The organism is Rhizobium sp. SRI_017 (assembly GCF_057586295.1).
Genome location: NZ_JBYCZP010000007.1, coordinates 79,225 through 93,586, shown reverse-complemented (window position 1 = coordinate 93,586; position 14,362 = coordinate 79,225). Strand labels below are relative to the sequence as shown.

General features: G+C 62.2%; 12 protein-coding genes and 1 pseudogene. 2 read left to right on the top strand and 11 right to left on the bottom strand.

The annotated features are described in order from the left end of the window. Positions 1–111: 111 nt before the first annotated feature. Both AC2YI2_RS16945 and AC2YI2_RS16940 read right to left on the bottom strand, forming a co-directional pair. The gene (locus AC2YI2_RS16945; protein ID WP_487387668.1) at positions 112–1,299 is read right to left on the bottom strand and encodes an efflux RND transporter periplasmic adaptor subunit; all 1,188 of its coding nucleotides are present in this window, start codon (positions 1,297–1,299) and stop codon (positions 112–114) included. 60 nt (positions 1,300–1,359) lie between these two features. Next, the gene (locus tag AC2YI2_RS16940) at positions 1,360–2,157 is read right to left on the bottom strand and encodes an alpha/beta hydrolase fold domain-containing protein (protein ID WP_487387667.1); all 798 of its coding nucleotides are present in this window, start codon (positions 2,155–2,157) and stop codon (positions 1,360–1,362) included. A gap of 167 nt (positions 2,158–2,324) precedes the next feature. On the opposite strand from AC2YI2_RS16940, the gene AC2YI2_RS16935 reads away from it, so the two are divergent. After that, a complete protein-coding gene (locus AC2YI2_RS16935) occupies positions 2,325–3,236 on the top strand; it encodes a LysR family transcriptional regulator (protein ID WP_487387666.1) in 912 nt (303 codons plus the stop codon). Between the two features lie 47 nt (positions 3,237–3,283). Here AC2YI2_RS16935 and AC2YI2_RS16930 read toward each other — a convergent pair. The 9 genes and pseudogenes from AC2YI2_RS16930 to AC2YI2_RS16890 all read right to left on the bottom strand — a co-directional run. Next, positions 3,284–3,522 (bottom strand): annotated as a pseudogene (locus AC2YI2_RS16930) (hypothetical protein); the annotation flags it as partial. A gap of 42 nt (positions 3,523–3,564) precedes the next feature. Continuing rightward, positions 3,565–6,213 carry a DNA ligase D gene (gene ligD, locus AC2YI2_RS16925; RefSeq protein WP_487387665.1) on the bottom strand — a complete coding sequence of 883 codons (2,649 nt, stop codon included), beginning with the start codon at positions 6,211–6,213 and terminating at the stop codon, positions 3,565–3,567. A gap of 279 nt (positions 6,214–6,492) precedes the next feature. Then, on the bottom strand, positions 6,493–7,266 hold the full coding sequence (locus AC2YI2_RS16920) for a cyclase family protein (protein WP_487387664.1): 774 nt from the start codon (positions 7,264–7,266) through the stop codon (positions 6,493–6,495). A 30-nt stretch (positions 7,267–7,296) separates the two neighbouring features. Next, positions 7,297–8,274 (bottom strand): fumarylacetoacetate hydrolase family protein, encoded by a 978-nt coding sequence (locus AC2YI2_RS16915; RefSeq protein WP_487387663.1) that lies wholly within the window; start codon positions 8,272–8,274, stop codon positions 7,297–7,299. Positions 8,275–8,284: 10 nt separating this feature from the next. Beyond that, positions 8,285–9,427: an MFS transporter gene (locus AC2YI2_RS16910; RefSeq protein ID WP_487387662.1), complete on the bottom strand. Its 1,143-nt coding sequence runs from the start codon at positions 9,425–9,427 to the stop codon at positions 8,285–8,287. 59 nt (positions 9,428–9,486) lie between these two features. Further along, positions 9,487–10,614, bottom strand: a complete 1,128-nt coding sequence (locus tag AC2YI2_RS16905; protein ID WP_487387661.1) for an FAD-dependent oxidoreductase — start codon at positions 10,612–10,614, stop codon at positions 9,487–9,489. 24 nt (positions 10,615–10,638) lie between these two features. Further along, positions 10,639–11,001, bottom strand: coding sequence for a Rieske (2Fe-2S) protein (locus AC2YI2_RS16900; RefSeq protein WP_487387660.1), 363 nt, complete (start codon positions 10,999–11,001; stop codon positions 10,639–10,641). Then, a complete protein-coding gene (locus AC2YI2_RS16895) occupies positions 11,001–11,954 on the bottom strand; it encodes a VOC family protein (protein ID WP_487387659.1) in 954 nt (317 codons plus the stop codon). Before AC2YI2_RS16895 ends, AC2YI2_RS16900 begins: the two co-directional genes overlap by 1 nt. Then, positions 11,951–13,135 (bottom strand): alpha/beta hydrolase family protein, encoded by a 1,185-nt coding sequence (locus tag AC2YI2_RS16890; RefSeq protein WP_487387658.1) that lies wholly within the window; start codon positions 13,133–13,135, stop codon positions 11,951–11,953. The genes AC2YI2_RS16895 and AC2YI2_RS16890 overlap by 4 nt, the downstream gene beginning before the upstream one ends. A gap of 166 nt (positions 13,136–13,301) precedes the next feature. Here AC2YI2_RS16890 and AC2YI2_RS16885 point away from each other — a divergent pair, with 166 nt between their 5' ends. Continuing rightward, positions 13,302–14,264 carry a LysR substrate-binding domain-containing protein gene (locus tag AC2YI2_RS16885; RefSeq protein ID WP_487387657.1) on the top strand — a complete coding sequence of 321 codons (963 nt, stop codon included), beginning with the start codon at positions 13,302–13,304 and terminating at the stop codon, positions 14,262–14,264. Positions 14,265–14,362: the final 98 nt, after the last annotated feature.

Below are 14,362 nucleotides of genomic sequence, written 5' to 3'. Positions count from 1 at the left end.
GAAAATGGATGCAGGAACCTCTTCGGCGGTTCGGATGCCGCCGGCGGTTCAGGTCAGGTCGAGTGTGGAAGCCCCCTCCCCTGGAGGGAAAGGAGGGGGCTTATGCGTCGCCTATTGTGCGACTGCGACTTTCGCTTCCAGCTCAGGGGCCACGATCGCGCCGGGGCGGATGCGCTGCAGGCCGTTGACGACAATCCTGTCGCCGGCCTTCAGGCCGCTTTCGACCACGCGCTGTCCCTCAGCCATGCCACCGAGCTGGATCGGCCGGTAGACGACCTTGTTTTCGGCGTCGACCACGAACACGAACTTCTTGTCCTGATCGGTGCCGATCGCGCGCTCGCTGACGAGGATCTTCGGTTCCGCCTTCGGCTGGCCCATGCGGACCTTGACGAACTGGCCGGGGATCAGCTTGCCGCCCGGATTGTCGAACACGGCGCGAACACTGATCGTGCCGCTTGCGGCGTCCACCTGATTGTCGATCAGCTGCAACTTGCCCCTCGTCGGCGTGTCGCTATCGGCCAAAGTGCCGATCTCGACAGGAATCTGCTCGATTGCGGGTGAGGCGCCGGACACGGACGGCAGTTCCGCCAGCGCCTTGGTGACAATTTCCTCGCTGGCGTTGAAGCTCGCATAGATCGGATCGACGCTCATCAGCGTCGTTAGCGCCAGCGATGTCGACCCGGCCGCAACAAGGTTGCCGACGGTGATTTCGACTTTGCCGACACGACCGGCCACAGGGGCACGGACCTCAGTATATCCGAGTTCGAGATTGACGGTCTGCAACGCGGCCTGAGCGGTCATCATGCCCGCTTCGGCCTCTGTGACGGCATTCTGTCGCTGGTCCATGTCACTTTGGGAAATCGCTTTGCTTTCCGAAAGCTTCCGGGCCCTTTCGAACTGCAATCGTGCAAGATCCAGCTTGGCCCTGGCAGATGCGACCTGGCCTTGCGCCTGGGCAACAGCGGCCTGATAGGGTGCCGGATCGATGGTGAACAGCAGGTCGCCCGCCTTCACCAGTGCGCCCTCGCGGAAATTGACGGACTGAATGGCCCCATCGACCCGCGAGCGGATTTCCACCCGGTCGACGGCTTCAAGACGCCCTGAAAACTCTTCCCAGGTGGTGATGTCCCTCGCTTCGACCATGGCTACGGTCACCGGTATCGCCGGCGCCTGTACCGGCGCAGCGGCCACGGCGACCGTGCTCATCGGCAGGTCCAGAAACAGGGCTGCGGTTCCAAAGGACGCAGCAATTCCCAGGCCGGCGCCCACAAGGGCCCAGCGCTTGCTTTTCGATGTCATTTGTTACTCTCCTTGCGTCCCCAAACGGGCGCGCATGATCAGTCTGGTTTTCAATCCAAATCAGTGTTGGCCGATATCGGCGATGAAGCCTGCAAACTCCTTGCGAACGCTGTCTTGCCACGTCGCGGCGTCATCGGTTCTCCCGCCGTAAATCGAGGGCCAGCCTGTCCCGGCGGGAAGGACATGTTGGCGAACTTTGTTTCCGGCCTGCGCGAGTCGCTCAGCATAGCCGGTCGCTTCATCGCGCAGGGGATCGTCATTTGCTGTCAGCAGCAAGGTCGGAGCGACACCCGCCATGCGCGAGCAAAGACAGGGCGCCGCATAGGGGTGACAGACGCCGGCGCTCAGATACTGGCTCCAGCCCTCCGCCCAGCGCGCGCGCATGCCGATCGCATCTGCCTCGCGCATCGAAGCCGAGCCCATGAACGCATCCACCAGCGGCGACAGCAGCACCTGGCCGTCGAGCTCCTTGGCGAAATGATCCCTCGCCTTCAGCGCCACGGCGGCGGCAACGTTGCCGCCGGCTTCTATGCCGCCGACCAGCAGCAGCGACTTGCGATCACCTAGGCCTGCACGCTTCTTGGCAAGATAGGAAAAGATCGAAAATCCGACCTCCAGCGGCTTTGGAAAGGCTGGTCCGAGCGGTGCGATATAGTCAGGAACGACGACGATGGCGCCGATACCGGCAAGGCACTCCGCCACCGGGCATTCCCGCGGCCCCATGTCGAGAAATGCGCCGCCACCGAAGAAAAGAACGATCGGCGGGCCCTTGGCATAATCGGCACCCTGATAGACCCGCGCCGACACGGGGCCAACGGCCACCTTGTCCAGCGTCATGTCTTTCACGTCGACGGGCATCGTCCTGATTTCCATCATGTCGGATTAGCGCAAGCGTCGATCGGAGACCACTTGCAATTTCTGAATATAAGGTATTGTTATTCGACACACGGAACAAGATGACAAAATGCGATTACACTATTCGAGATTTCGAACAATATCGCATCGCAGCACAGGAGATGGCACCATTGGACCAGCTATCCGCTATGCGTGCGTTTATCCGCGTCGTGGAAACGGGCAATTTTACACGGGCATCGGACGCACTTCATATGCCAAAGGCAACCGTGACCAATCTCATCCAGGGGCTGGAAGCACATCTTCAGACCCGACTGCTCAATCGGACGACGCGGCGGGTGGTGGTGACCACCGATGGCGCCTTGTACTACGAGCGCGCCACCCGCATTGTGGCGGAAGTCGACGAACTTGATGGCAGCCTTTCGAATTCGACCAGCAGTCCCAACGGCCGGCTACGGGTGGAGATGGCCGGCGCCTTCGCGGACTGGATCGTTATCCCTGCACTGTGCGACTTCTACAAGAAATACCCCGACATCCGCATCGACCTTGGCGTCGGCGACCGCACGGTCGATTACCTCGCCGAGAATGTCGACTGCGCACTTCGCGGCGGCTCATCCGGTGACCAATCGCTGATCGCCAGACGGGTTTCCGAAATGGGAATGATCACCTGCGCCGCACCTCTCTACATCGAAAAATTCGGGGTGCCGGATTCACTCGCTGCGCTCGAGACGGACCACTATTGCGTCAACTATTTCCAGGCCCAGACCAACAGGACACTGCCGTTCGAATTCCGAAAAGGCGGAGAGACCGTTGCAGTGACAGGTCGCTACATGATTTCGGTCAATGATGCGAGAAGTTACCTGACCGCCGCACAAGCCGGTCTCGGCATTGCCCGGCTTCCCCATTTCCTCATTCCTGACGACCTGAAGACGGGCAGGCTCGTTCAGGTCTTACCCGAATGGGACATCGAGCCGACCCCGCTTTACATCGTCTACCCATCGAACCGGCACCTCAGCAATAAGGTGCGTGTTTTCGTCGACTGGCTGGTCAAGCTTCTGGCGGCGTGGCGTCTAAATCGGACTTGAGGCCGCGTGCGTCAAGGATGTGCGGTGGGCCGCGACCCCGCAACATGGAGATAGGAGAACAGGCTTTCGCGACGCGCCCTGCCAACTTCGTGGAAACGAACGCCAGGCGCAATGGGATTCTGGCTGGACCGATGGCAACCAGGCGCCGTTCGCCGAAGCAAAACAGCAGTGCATCGGCCCGCATGTCCGGCGTGAAGTATCGCGAAACCGCACGACCTTCATCCGGTCGTGCGGCGGGTCGATCGTTGCCCCCGCATGGCGAGGCGAGGCGGATTTGTCGTTCGATTCTTCGTCCATGGGACCTAACCTGGGGCATGCCCTAAGCCGCTCACGCCGCCCGTTTCGATTTCCCGAGACGCTTGATCGCCTGTTCGAGGGGTCGCTGACCATCACAATAGTCCTGCCATGCCGACGTTTTCGCAAGCAGCGCAGGGACCGTGCGGACCGTAAATCTCCTTGGGTCGAGGTCGGACTTTACCTGCGTCCATGTCAACGGCATCGACACGGTGGCGCCGGGCCGCGCTCGGGGCGAAAGCGGTGCAACCGCCGTCGCCATGCGATCATTGCGCAAATAGTCGAGGAAGATGCGGCCCTCACGCTGACTCTTGGCCATCTTTATCAGGTAGAGGTCAGGATTGTCGCGGGCCATCTGTTCGCAGACATCATGGGCAAAGCCCTTTGCGATGTCCCAGCCAAGTCTCTTGCCCTTCGGAACGGCTAGCGGCGTCACCACATGCAGCCCTTTCCCGCCAGTCGTTTTGCAGAAGCTGACGAGTCCCAGTTCTTCCAGCCGGTCGCGGATTTCGCGGGCGGCTTCGACGACAGTCGAGAAGTCGACATCAGGTCCAGGATCGAGATCGAACACCAGGCGGCCGGGTACTTCCGGCTGATTGGGCTCGCAGTTCCAGGGATGCAGCTCGACGCCGCCGATCTGTGCGATGGCGGCCAAACCTTCGACGCGATCGATCTGCAGGTACGGCTTCTTGTCGCCAAAGACCGTGACCAATTCCAGCAGGTTCGATGTCCCCGGCATGGCATGACGCTGGAAGAACTGCTCTGCGCCAATGCCGTCCGGCGTGCGAATGATGGAGCAGGGTCGTCCCTTGATATGTTCGATCAGCCAGGATCCGACGGCCTCATGGTAGCGTGCCAGGTCGACCTTGGTCACCGGCTCTCCGTCACCGGCATCCGGCCAGAGCGGCTTGTCGGGGCTGGAGATCATCACACCCATTACTTCCGCCTTCCCGCCCTTGCGGAAACGCTTTGGCGCGGGTGTCGACGTCCCGGGATCGGGCACCTCAGTTTTCGACGGTGGCGCCGGCTTCTCTGCCTCGACCTCAGCCGCCGGCTTATCTTGCCGCAGGCCTTTGAACGCAGCCTGCCGCACCTGGCCATCGGCCGTCCAACCGGCAAACTCAATCTCGGCGACGAGCTCGGGCTTCAGCCAGACGATATCGGGACTCTTCTTCGGCGCCCCAATCCCTGTGAACGGCGACTTGGACGTTTCCATTTCCTGCAGCTTGGGCAGCAGCGTCTCGACGGTCTTGGCGCCATAACCCGTGCCGACGCGCCCAACATAGACAAAGTGGTCGCCGCGATGGACGCCGACGAGCAATGATCGGAACTTGCCATTAGCTTTGGCATAGGCGCCGATGACCACTTCATGCCCCGCCCGGCATTTCGACTTGGCCCAGGTTTCCGTGCGACCCGATTGATAGGGAGCGTCGCCCTGCTTGGAGACAATCCCTTCCAGCGACAAACGACAGGCAGATCTCAGTACGGCGTCACCACCGGTTTCGAAATGCTCGACGAAGCGTAGACGCGGATCTTCGCCGGCATCCGACAAGAACTTCGCCAGGCGTTCCTTGCGTTCTGTGAGCGGCAGTTCGCGCAGATCTTCGTCGCCCGCAAAGAGGAGGTCAAAGGCGAAGTAGACGAGGTCGTCCGTCATTGCCTCTGACAGTGCCGCCTGCAGCGCGGCAAAATCCGGGGCGCCGTTTTCGTCGAGGGCGCAGATTTCTCCATCGATGATGGCGTTGGGGAGAGCCGCAGCCGACGTGGCGATGGCGGGATACTTGGCCGTCCAATCCAGGCCCTTGCGGGTTTTCAAGGTCACCTCGCCATCTTCAATACGCATCTGGATGCGATAGCCATCGAACTTGATCTCATGGATCCAGCCTTCGGCCGACGGCGGGCGCGCCAGCGTTGCGCAGAGCTGCGGCGCAATGAAATCCGGCATGGCGGATTTCATCCGCTTGGTCGCCGGCGGCCTTTTCGTGGTCTTCACGCCCGCTTTGCGCTCCTCAGCCGCAAGACCGTGATTGCTGTCCCAGACGGCATCTGCCTCGACGTCGCCATTCTGCATCATGAACGGCTTTGGCTTCCTGCCTTTTCCGGATGCGATCGCCTCCATCGTCCGGCCCGAAGCCACCGACGTATCGTTTTCCTCGATGACGGCTGCTCCGTTGCCCTCAATGGAGAAGTCGTCGCGATGCTTGATCAGCAGCCAGTTGGTCCGTTTGCCGCCGTCACGGTCATGGCGCATGCGCACGAGGACGAAACTGCCGTGGAGCCGCTTGCCTTCCAGCGTGAACTTGAAATCACCCTTGGCGAGCGCTTCTTCCGGCGTCCTGTTTCCCTCCGGCTCCCAGTAGCCGCGATCCCACAGCATGACCGTGCCGCCGCCATATTGACCATTTGGGATGGTGCCTTCGAAATCGCCATAGTCGAGCGGGTGATCTTCAACTTCGACTGCCAGCCGCTTGTCGTGCGGATCGAGAGAAGGCCCTTTGGTCACGGCCCAAGACTTGAAGACACCGTCGAGTTCGAGCCGAAGGTCATAGTGCAGCCGGGTAGCATCGTGCTTCTGGATCACAAACCGCCGACGGTTCGACGATTTCACCTGAGCTTCGCCACTCGGTTCGCCCGTTTTCTTGAAATCACGCTTGGCACGGTACGTCGCAAGACTATCGACCATGAACTCCCGGCTCCCTCCTGCTTGTTGGTGTCACAGGATGAGAACGCCTCGGCGGGCCAGTAGTTTCACCGTCTACACAGACGGTGCAATTGGATCGTCTATATCGCCACGGACGTTGATCTGTTCTTTCTTGTTTCGGGTGACGCATCTCGAAGAGAAAGCCGAATCCGCAACATTTTCGCTTAAGCCGCCATGAACGATATGAGCATCATTCCGAGTGTGAAAATCTTGGCCGGTGGGCTCCACGCGTCGTGTCCGCAACGTGGCGACACGCCCATTTTAGCTCCCATGTATGATGGCAATTGCGCGGCACCAACCTGCCGAGCCACCCTTTATCTTCACCGGCAGACAGGACACCGTAAAGCCGGTCGGCGGCAGCTCATCGAGGCGGGTAAGCTTTTCCAGATGCAAGAAGACGCCTTCGCGGCCGGCCTTATGGCCCTCCCATATCAAGCCGGCATCGCCGGACTCGGCGTAGCGCCGCACGGTGAAGGTGAACGGAGCATCCCAGGACCAGGCATCGGTGCCGGTAATGTGGACGCCCTGGTCCAGAAGCCAATGCGTCGCCTCACGGCCGACGCCACAGCCGCGGCCGACGAAATCCGGGCGGCCATAGGCCGCGCCGGCAGCCGTGTTGACCAGCACGATATCGAAGGGCTTCAACGTGTAACCGATGCGGTCGAGCGCCGCGCGGATATCGGCGGCGGTGGCGACATACCCGTCGGCGAAGTGCCGGAGGTCGAGCTTGACGCCGGGCCGGATGCACCAGTCGAGCGGAACCTCCTCTATCGTCCAGGCACGCTCGCCATTGTTCATGGTCGAGGCGAAATGCCAGGGGGCATCGAGATGCGTGCCACAATGCGCCGATAGCTCCATGCGCTCGACCGCCCAGCCTTCGGCATCAGGCAGTTCGGCGATATCGAGGCCGGGGAAGAAGCGCAGCATTTCCGCCGCTCCCTGGGCATGATCTGAATAGGTGATCCTGGGTCCTAGGCCCGGCGGATCCGCCGCAACATCGTTCTCGATCGCCACGGAAAGGTCGATGATGTTCATGCCTTCGGTCCTCGTTGGATTCGGCGGCGTTCAGGCATGCACCACCTGCTGGTCGATTGCGCCGAAAGGGGTTGTGCCATCAGGCAAGCGGGCTTCCATCGAGACCCGGTCACCCCATGTCAGGAAGGGCGTCTGCGGCTCGCCTCTATCGAGAAGCTCGATGACGCGGATTTCTGAGATACAAGACGAACCGGCTGCACGGGCAGCATTGGAGACGGTGCCGGAGCCGATGAGGGTACCGGCAGAGAGACGCCGTGTGCGGGCGCAATGGGCGATGATGTCGGCGAAGGAGAAATGCATCTCGCCGCCATCAGCGTGGCCAACCTCACGGCCATTGATGGCGACATGGAGTGGGAGACCGACGCGGCCGTCTTTCCAATGTGGGCCGAGTTCGTCCGGTGTGATCGCTAAGGGCGCAAAGGATGTCGACGGCTTGGCCTGTACCCAGCCGAAACCCCGACGCATTTCGCCGGGCCCAAGCGCTCGCAGCGACCAGTCGTTGATCTGGACGAGGAGCCGGATGTGATCGAGGGCGTCGGGCGGGGGCGTGCCCATCGGCACGTCGCCGAGCACGATGCCGAACTCGCCTTCCATGTCGATCATGAGGTCGTCATCCGGAAACTCGACATCCTCGCGGCCGCCACGGAGATCATCGCTGGCACCCTGGTAGACAAGCGGGATGGTCTCGAAATCCGGGATGGGCGGGGTACCGAAGGCCCTGTCCATCAGCCGCCCGTGATTAAGGAAAGCCGAACTGTCGAGCCATTGCGGCGCCCGCGGCAGCGGCGCCATGCAGCGCTGCGGATCGAAGGGCGTGGCAAGGGGCTCGGAGCCCGCATTGAGCCGATCGGACGAATCCTGCAATGCCGGCGCTGCTGCGTCCCAGCCCTCGAGTGCCGCTCTCATCGTGGCGGCGATGCCGACCGCGGGCACGGCCAGGCGCAGGTCCCGCGACACGATCCAGAGCTGTCCGTCACGGCTGCCGTCGCGGTAGGTGGCGAGTTTCATCGATGCGTCCTCAGGTCGCTGCCGGCCGTGTCTGTCCAGCGCGGACACGGGAAAAGGCCAGGATCGCGAAGAGATCGACGACGATCGCCGCTATGCCGAGCGTCGCGTAGCCCGATGTGACGACCAGCGTGCCGCCGAGGATGGGGCCGAGGGCGGCACCCGTCATCAGCATGGCCGGTGTGGCCGCCACCGACCGGCCGGTCGGATCGAGGCGCGACAGCAGGCCGAAGGCGAAGGTGTGGGTGAAGATCATGATCGAGACGAAGACCGCGCTCGCCGCCGCATAGGGTGCGAAGCTCGTGGTCATGGTGATCGCGAGTGCCACGAGGACCTGCACCACCGGTCCGGCCAGAATGACCGACGTGGCGGGGATGCGCTTTTCCAACAGCGCTGCCGCCGGCGCGGGGATCAGCGCGATGAAGCCGGTCGCGATCAGGACACCGGTAACGGCGGCCAGGCCGAAGCCGCGATCCATGCCGATACGCTCGACGAAACTGAACACCATCGACTGGACCAGCGCCATGGCACTGACCCCGACGATACCGTACCAGACGCTGCGCGGCATGGGACCGAAGACCTGGTTCATCGACCTGTCGGCGGCGCGGTAATCGGGAAAGGCAAGAACCGCAGCCACGGCGCCGACCGCCATGGTAATCGCGAAGATGCGGAACAGCGCCGCACCGCCCAGTTGGTCGACAATCGGCGGCGTGGCGCCGAGTATGACGATGCCGAAGACGCCGAGGCACAGGCCGGCAATGGCGAACAGCCGGTGCGGATTGGCAGAGCGACCGATATTGCCATGGGTCGCGCTCAGCGCCGCTCCGACCGAAAGGCCTGCCACGACATGAAGCACGGCGATCGGAAGATAGGCCGTCAGCAGAGAGACGCCGAAGAAGGCGAGCCCCGCGAGGGCGAAGCCCGCCACCGCAATCGCCCGCACCGGCAACCGGTTGAAGCGAGGAGCGAGCACAACGCTCGAAAGGACGCCGCTGATCAGGAACAGGGTGGCGAGCCCGCCCGCCTGTTGCGAATCGAAGCCATATTTCGACACCAGTGTGCCGACCCAGACCGGCAGCGCCACGAGATCGATCATGCCGGCGCAATGGCCGATCATCAAAGCCGCGATGCCAGGCAGACTGCTTTTCCCACTCATTGCTCTTCCTCCCGAAAGTATTGACGGTGCGGCCTCCCCGGCGGCCGGCCCGTTGCCCGTCAGATCGGCTGGGCGATCCGCATCGCCGTTGCCCGCATCAGTTCCGCATGTTCGCGCTTGTCGCCATCGGCGATCTCGATCTCGCCGAGTCGCAGGGAGTTCTCGACAACCATGCGACAGCGATCCCAGCGGCGTTCTTCAAAGCCGGCGAGTCCGGCGGCAAGATCCGGGGATTGCGTGATTTCCTCGGCCAGCACAATCGCATCTTCCATGCCGATACAGGCGCCGGCGGCGAGATGCGGCGTCGTCGCATGGGCAGCGTCGCCGATCAGCGCGACGCGTCCGCGGCTCCATGGACGTGGCAGGAGCAGCGCCTCGAGCGGGCGATGAACGATCGACGCCGCCGCCGTGATCTGCGGCCGAATGCGCTCCATCAGCGGAAACTGGAACGGCGCCATCAGTTCAAGGAGACGACCGGGCAAATCCGCCTCGGAAAAGCGCTGCTTGGCCGGCTGATCCTCCGTCAGGAAGAGATACATTTCGGTGTCGGAAACCGGATTGAAGCCGAGCTTCACCTTGGGTCCGACAAACATCGTGACACAATCGACATCCGGATCGCGCGGCAGGACCGCGCGCCAGACACTCTGGCCGGCATATTTCGGCTGGGGCGCATCGGGAAACAGGGACTGCCGGACCTTGGAGAACAGCCCGTCCGCACCCACGACGAGATCGGCGCCGATGACGTCACCATTGGTGAGCGTGACCTCGACGGCGTCATCGTTCTCTTCTATTCGGGCAAAACTCTCGCCGAGGCGGACGTTGACGCCGAGCGCCCTGACCCGCTCGCTCAGAATACGCGCCAGCACCGGGCGCATGATCGCACCGGCACCGGGCAGATCGGGCCCCGCAACGCGCGGCGTCGGGATCTCGGCGATCTGGACGCCATGGGCGAGATGGATCTTGCCGCCATCGCCGGCAAAGCCTTCCTTCAAGAAGCTTTCCATGATGCCGAGGCTCTTGAAGACGCGGAAAATCGCGCCGTTGAGGCTGATGCCGGCGCCATAGGAGCGCCATTCCGGATCGATCTCGACCAGATCGACCGCGATGCCCCGGCGGGCGAATTCGATGGCCGCCGCCATGCCCGAAAATCCGCCGCCGATCACTGCGACCCGCTTGAGCGCTGCCATATCCATTCTCCTCCCGCCCGTCCGTCAGAGACGGGCCCAAACCGTTCCGTCCTCGTCTTCCCGGATATCCACTGCCGTCAGTGACTGACCGAGACAGGGGCCGAGGATGCAATTGCCCGTCTCGATGTCGAAAAGGGCATTGTGCGAATGGCAGCACAGATGGGCGCCGTCACCGCTGAGATAGGCGTTGGTGCGCCAGGCCATCGGCGTGCCGCCGTAGTGTGGACAGGCATCCAGATAGGCGCGAAGCACGCCACCACGGCGGATGAGGATGACCTTCGGCCCACCCCTGTCGCCGGTCCCGAATCCCTTCGCTTCGCCGTCGGCCACCGATGCCGCGGAGCCGAGCGCCGCCCATGCCTCGGTCAAGGCCAGCGCCGCCGACATCAGGGTTTGCCGCCGGCACCCGGAGGCGGCCCGCCGCCTGGCGCCCACTTCTCGCGATACTGGAAAAGAAACAGCTGCGACGCTTCCGGGCCCATTGGCGCTTCGCGCGCCACCCAGTTGTCGTCATGCTTGTCCATGTCGGCATCATATTCGAAATGACAACCGAGCGGGCTGTTGAAATACCAGAACCAGTTCGAGCCGAATTTGTGGCGGCCAGGTCCCCAGAAGGACTGGTAGCCTGCGCGCACGAAGCGGGTTCCGGCCAACATCAGTTCGGTCGGGCCGGCCATATGGAAGGCGAGATGCTCGCAGCCCTTCATATATTCCGGTGTGCGGATGAAGAACAGCGTGTGATGATCGTCATTGGCCTTGGGGCGGTAGAATGGACCGGCACCCTTGAGCTCATCGGTAATGACGAAGCCGAGACGGTTGCAGTAGAAACTGGTGCCGACATCGATGTCGGGAACGAAAAGCACGACATGCGACAGCGAGCGCGGCAAGGCCGGCATCTCCTCCCACACGCCGATCTCGTTGGGCTTGCGCTGTGCGGGAGCGCCGGGCGCATTGATCTTTTCCGCAGGCATGTCGAGCCTGCGGCGGATTGTCAGTTGGAACTTGAGCGCAAACCCAAAGTCGTCATGGCTCTCGATCGTGCCGTCGGCGAGGCGTTGGACCTTGCGATCCCGCGATAGTTCGTCGGCTATCTGATGGAGTGTCTCCTGGTCGGCGACACCGTAGACCTGCTGCCTCAGCATCGTGGATGTCGGCAAGGCGTCCGGCAATTGGGGGTCGGACTTGTGGCGGACAATGATACCGGTGCCGTCAAGCGCTTCGAAGCGACCGCCGGCATCGCTGACCTCCACAGGCTTGAGGCCGAATGTTGTCAGGTAATCCGTGCAAGCCTTGACGTCATCGACGCCGAAGACAAGGTAATCCGGGCCGACGATATTCATGCTGATGACCTCTGGCTGGGCTGATATTGCGTATGGCCGCCGAGCACTTCGGCGACCCAGTCGGCGATGTAGGCGCCGGCATTGGCGGAATTGTCGAAACTGGAATGCTGGACGCCGCCGGTTCTGGCATCGAAGATCTTCAGCTCGCGGCGCGGGCTGTTCACGAGCTGGTCGTAGGTCGCCTGCGCCCAGTGCAGCGGGATCTGGCTGTCCTTCTCGCCATGGGTGACGAGGAACGGCACGCGGATGCGGTCGAGAATGCCGTCAAGATGGACGTTCTCGGCGATAGCCATGAAATCATCCATGTCGCGGGCACCCCATACCCAGCGGACATGTTCCCAATAATGCGGTACGGGAAAGCTGCCTTCACGGGCAAGACGCTTCTTCTGGACGTCGCGCCAGTCGTGATTGGCGCCCCAGGCAACGCCGCAGGCAAAGCGCGGCTCGAAGGCGACGGCGCGCGGACAGTAATAGCCGCCGAGCGAGACGCCCTCCATGCCGATCCGCTTTGGATCGATCTCGGGCCAAGTCTCCAACCAGTCGACGATGCGGGACGCCCAATGTTCGCTTTCGTAGCGCGCCGTCAGTTCCTCGAGGCGAAGAGCCTCGCCCGTGCCGGGCTGATCGACGATCAGTGACGCAACACCGCGTTCGGCGAGCCATTTCGGCAGGCCGACCAGGAACTTCATCTCCTTGGTGCTGTCGAGACCGTTGACCTGCACCAGGATCGGCGCGGGGCCCGCGACGCCCTCTGCCGGAACATAAAGCGCCGAGAGATGCGTGCCCTCATAGGGAATCTCGACATGCCGGCAACTCGAGCCCGTCAGTGCCAGCCCCTTTTCAAAGCTTTCCAGGAAGCGGCGATAGATAGCCATCCGGCCTTCCGATCCATGGGCCTGCAAACGTTCGGCGGTGAGCAGATAGTTCGCCGCGCGGAGCAGCTTGTCGCCGGCGGAAATCGACCGGCCTCGAGCCTCATCGTCCTCGGCCAATCCGATCAGCTTGTCGGCCATGGTGACCCAGGTCTTGCGGAAAGCAACCGTGCCCGCCGCATCCGGTGCCTTGGCGGCTTCCTGCAGCGGCGCACACATCTCCTCGATTTCACCAATGCGCGCGCCCATTTCGATCGAAAGGTCGACCGACAGGTTCCAGACATAGTTGGTTGGAAAATACTTGAACAATTCGCCTCCTCGCGGGCGCCGCGCCGAGGGGCACAGCGATCCTGTCCGTGACCCTCTGGCCACGGCCTCCTTCAGGGTGAAGATCTAGCGAATGTGGAGGCGTTCACAAAATTGCTTGTTTTAATGCCATGTATTAATAGTGTGAATACCAATTGGGGAAGCGGCCATGAGGTTTCGAAATCTCGATCTGAATCTGCTGGCGGCGCTGGACGTCTTGCTGCGGCTGCGGAATGTGAGCCGGGCGGCAGACGAGATGTTCATCACTCAGTCCGCGATGAGCAATGCACTCGGCCGTCTTCGCGACTATTTCGACGATCCCCTTTTGATCCAGGTAGGGCGCGGAATGGAGCTTTCGCCTCTGGCCTCCTCGCTCGAACAGCCGTTGCGGGACATCATCGTTCGCATCGAGGCTGCGGTGCTGATCGCTCCGACATTCGATCCTGCGCATTCGACCCGCAGGGTCGCCATGATCGTGTCTGACTATTCGTTGCAGACCATCATCCCGCCGTTCCTCCGGCGCGTGGCGGCCGGTGCGCCGGGCGTCCACATCGATTTCAAGGCCCAGCAGAATTTTCCCCATCTCCTGCTGGAACGCGGAGAGGCGGACCTGCTGATCGCGCCTTCGATGCTCTGCTCGCCCAATCACCCGGTCGAAGCGCTGTTCGAAGACCCGATCTGTTGTGTGGTCGATGCGGCCGGCCCGTTCTCGCGGGGCGGGATGAGCCGGGCGGATTTTCTCGACGCAGGTCATGTCGTCATGGTGCCGCCAAGCGGCGGCGAGAGCTATGCCTATCGCGCCTGCCGGGAGGGTGGCATCGATTTCCGGATCGAAGTCTCGACCTTCTCCTTCTCGTCGATTCCGGCGCTGGTGGAAGGAACACCGCGCGTTGCTCTACTCCAGCGAAGCCTGGCCCAGCGCATGTCGCGCCTGGGCGGCATATCGATCATTGAAAGTCCGATCGACATTCCGCCGCTCGAGCAATCCGTGCAGTGGCACGATTACCGAACCCGCGATCCGGCTCTTGTTTGGTTGAGAGAACATTTGCATGCGTCCGCGCTTGACGTCGCATTCTCCGCGTCATCTAATTCATTGTATGCTGATGATTTCCCCGAAATTGACATGGAGTAGCCCGAGGGCATTTTGAATGCATCTTCATACCATTCAGAGCATCGCGATAGCGCTCTGACCTGAGATAGACGGTGGCGCGATCGTTGAACGCTATGGCC

Coding starts and splice junctions, on each gene's coding strand:
- AC2YI2_RS16945 (WP_487387668.1), bottom strand. CDS start 1,299: ATGACATCGAAAAGCAAGCGCTGGGCCCTTGTGGGCGCCGGCCTGGGA.
- AC2YI2_RS16940 (WP_487387667.1), bottom strand. CDS start 2,157: ATGCCCGTCGACGTGAAAGACATGACGCTGGACAAGGTGGCCGTTGGC.
- ligD (WP_487387665.1), bottom strand. CDS start 6,213: ATGGTCGATAGTCTTGCGACGTACCGTGCCAAGCGTGATTTCAAGAAA.
- AC2YI2_RS16920 (WP_487387664.1), bottom strand. CDS start 7,266: ATGAACATCATCGACCTTTCCGTGGCGATCGAGAACGATGTTGCGGCG.
- AC2YI2_RS16915 (WP_487387663.1), bottom strand. CDS start 8,274: ATGAAACTCGCCACCTACCGCGACGGCAGCCGTGACGGACAGCTCTGG.
- AC2YI2_RS16910 (WP_487387662.1), bottom strand. CDS start 9,427: ATGAGTGGGAAAAGCAGTCTGCCTGGCATCGCGGCTTTGATGATCGGC.
- AC2YI2_RS16905 (WP_487387661.1), bottom strand. CDS start 10,614: ATGGCAGCGCTCAAGCGGGTCGCAGTGATCGGCGGCGGATTTTCGGGC.
- AC2YI2_RS16900 (WP_487387660.1), bottom strand. CDS start 11,001: ATGTCGGCGGCGCTGGCCTTGACCGAGGCATGGGCGGCGCTCGGCTCC.
- AC2YI2_RS16895 (WP_487387659.1), bottom strand. CDS start 11,954: ATGAATATCGTCGGCCCGGATTACCTTGTCTTCGGCGTCGATGACGTC.
- AC2YI2_RS16885 (WP_487387657.1), top strand. CDS start 13,302: ATGAGGTTTCGAAATCTCGATCTGAATCTGCTGGCGGCGCTGGACGTC.